Origin of the sequence: Zavarzinia sp. (assembly GCF_041650655.1) — a bacterium.
GTDB lineage: Bacteria > Pseudomonadota > Alphaproteobacteria > Zavarziniales > Zavarziniaceae > Zavarzinia.
In genome coordinates, this window is sequence record NZ_JBAZKR010000257.1 from 1 (window position 1) to 2,766 (window position 2,766).

4 protein-coding genes are annotated in these 2,766 nt (G+C 72.3%); all 4 read left to right on the top strand.

Annotated elements, in window-relative coordinates; translation table 11 throughout:
* Nucleotides 1-67: 67 nt before the first annotated feature.
* The gene (locus tag WC493_RS23165; protein WP_373068997.1) at nt 68-718 is read left to right on the top strand and encodes an RNA polymerase sigma factor; all 651 of its coding nucleotides are present in this window, start codon (nt 68-70) and stop codon (nt 716-718) included.
* A gap of 1 nt (nt 719) precedes the next feature.
* Nucleotides 720-1,304 (top strand): isoamylase early set domain-containing protein, encoded by a 585-nt coding sequence (locus tag WC493_RS23170; protein WP_373068999.1) that lies wholly within the window; start codon nt 720-722, stop codon nt 1,302-1,304.
* 20 nt (nt 1,305-1,324) lie between these two features.
* A complete protein-coding gene (locus WC493_RS23175; RefSeq protein ID WP_373069001.1) occupies nt 1,325-2,179 on the top strand; it encodes a hypothetical protein in 855 nt (284 codons plus the stop codon).
* 290 nt (nt 2,180-2,469) lie between these two features.
* Nucleotides 2,470-2,766: isoamylase early set domain-containing protein (locus tag WC493_RS23180; RefSeq protein ID WP_373069003.1), on the top strand; the 297-nt coding region annotated here is incomplete at its 3' end.

The window sequence follows — 2,766 nt, forward strand, 5'->3', positions numbered from 1 at the left end:
TCGGCCGGGGGTCCGGATCGCCCCGATCGACCGGATATGATGTAGTACCGTCGGTCGCCGGCGGCGGTTGCGCGCCAAGCTGAAATTCTTCGGGATATGGTCGAACCGGCCCCGCCGCGCTAGACTGCCGAATATGGATGATGGAAACACGGACGCCGAAGCGGTCGCCCGGGTGCTGGCCGGCGACGTCGACGCGTTCCGGGATCTCGTGAACCGCTACGGCGATGGGCTGTACCGTTTCTGCCGCGCCCGGCTCGGCTCGGCGGACGACGCGGAGGACGCCGTGCAGGACGTCTTCACGAGGGCATTCCGCTCGCTGGCTCGTTTCGACGCCCGCCGCGGATTCCCCGCCTGGCTGTTCGCCATAGCCGCCAACCGCGTAAAGTCACGCTACGCCGCCCGGGCCGCCATCGATGCCGTAGCCGAGGCGGCGGCCCGCGAGGCCGGATCCGCGGACGATAGCGAGGACGCCGAGGCGGAGGCCTTGGACAGCCTCGCCGGCGCCGCGGTCCGCGCTGCCGTGGCGCGCCTGCCGGCCCGCCTGCGCGTCGTCGTCGAACTGTACTATTTCGCCGGGCTGTCGGTGGCCGAGACCGCGGCGGCGGCGGGACTCGGTCGGGAAGCCGTGAAGTCCAGGCTGCTCCGCGCACGGCGCCGCCTGTCCGTGGAACTGGATCCCGGACCGCAACCGTCCGCCGTTTCGAAAGGTAGTAGCTGATATGGAAAAGCCGGAACGCGGCGCTCCGCGGATGGCGGGGCCGCACGATGCCATGGCCCGGAAACGGGCCCTCGCGCTGATGCGCGCCAGGGACGACGGCGACGCCGATGCCCTGTCCGGGTTGTTGCCGCGCGCCGTCGGCGCCGGCAAGTCATCGGCCGACGCGGTCATGGCCGCGGTACGCGGTCGCGGCGGCCCCGTACGGCTCGACGCACCCGTCCCGGGCCGCTTCCGCCGCTTCAGGCCCCTGCCCGCGGCGGTCGCCGTGCTCGTGGCGGCCCTCGTCTCCTCGGTCGTCACCTCGGCCGTCATCGAGGCCCGGTCCACCGTGCTCGTGCGCTTCGTGCTGTCGGAACCCGACGCGGCCAGCGTGACGCTCGCCGCCGATTTCAACGGATGGTCGTCCGAGGCCATGCCCCTGCGCCGCACGGCCGACGGCGACTGGGAGATTGTCGTGCCCCTGCGGAAGGGACGGGCGTACCAGTACAACTTCGTCATAGACGGCGACGTGTGGGTCGTCGATCCGTCGGCCCCCATACGGCTCGAGGACGGGTTCGGCGGCGCCGTTTCGTCCATGGCCCTGTGATTGATACGAGGAGGACTACCATGGCTCGTCGACGGTCTGTGTTCATGGCGGCCGCCATCGCGGCCATCTGCCTCGCGACCCCGGCGTTCGCGCAGCGCGGGGGCGGAGGCGGGGCGGCCGGAGGTACGGGCGGGACCGGGGGCACCGGCACGGTCGGCGACCAGGAGCCGGGCGACCAGGGCGGCTCCGTACCATCGGGCGGCGCCGCGGCCAGGCCTTCCGCCGACGCCGCCGTACGGTCGGCCAGGGACGAGGCCGCTCGCGGCTTCGCGAAGTGGCTGGTCGAGGCCCCCGAGATGGCCGCCTATCGGGGAGTGGCCGAGGACATCAAGTCCGCCGCCGCGCCCGCCATAGCCGCGGGAGTCCCGGCCGGGGCCTTCACGGCCCGCATCCGGGAGGCCGCCGCGCGGGGCACGGCTCCCGTTCGGCTGGTACCCGCCTTGGAGTCCGATGCCCGGAACTGGACCTACCTGTCCGGACTGCTGGACGGAGCCCGCTGGCCGCCGGCGAAGGCGACGACCGGCTTCTACCTGGCGGCCGGGACCGCGATGCGCAACGGGCTCGGCGACCGGGCCGTCAAGGCGGCCGTCGGCTGGGCGATCTCGGCATCGGCGGACGCCGACCGGGCTGGCTCGGCCATGATGGCCACCGCTGCCGTCGCCGCCGCCCTCGGCATGCCCGACGGGGCCGCGGCGTCATTCGTCGTCGCCCTGGCCTCGTCAAGGCTGCCCGTGGCCGAATTCGACGGCGTCGCGGCCCTGGCCAGCCGGGCCGCCGGGGACGGCATACCGGCCGACCGGTTCTCGGCCGCCGTCACGGCCGCGCTGCCGACGGCCGATGGGCTGGCCGCCGTCGAGCGCGCGCTGTACCCCTGACGCCTCGCATCGACGGTAGCGTAATCCGCCGTCGCGTGATACAATGGAGGTTAAGGAAGCGTCCCATCGTGGCGCGACCCATTTGAAAGGCAGTCCATCATATGAAAAAGAAGGCTACCGGCCTACCGGACGACCATCCGGAGCATGATTCCCGTCGCGCCATCGAAGAATTGCGCGCCAGCGGCTGGGCCGAGGCCCTCGCCGACCTGTCATCCCGACCCCCTGAAGCGTCCGCTCCGCCTTCCGGCCGCAGTCGTCCGAGACCGGCGGTCATCGCCCTGGCCCTGCTCATGACCGCCGTGGCGTCCTCGGCGCTGACCGCGGCCTTCATCGAGGCCCGGGCCACCGTGGTCGTCCGCTTCACCCTGTCCGCCCCGGACGCATCGAGCGTCGGCGTCGCGGCCGACTTCAACGGCTGGGCGCCGGATGCCCTGCCCATGCTCCGGTCGCCCGACGGCGCTTGGGAAGCCACGGTCAGGCTACGCCGCGACAAGACCTATCAGTACAACTTCGTCGTCGACGGCACGGCCTGGATCGTCGACCCCTGGACTCCCCTACGCCTCGACGACGGCTTCGGCGGCGCCGTC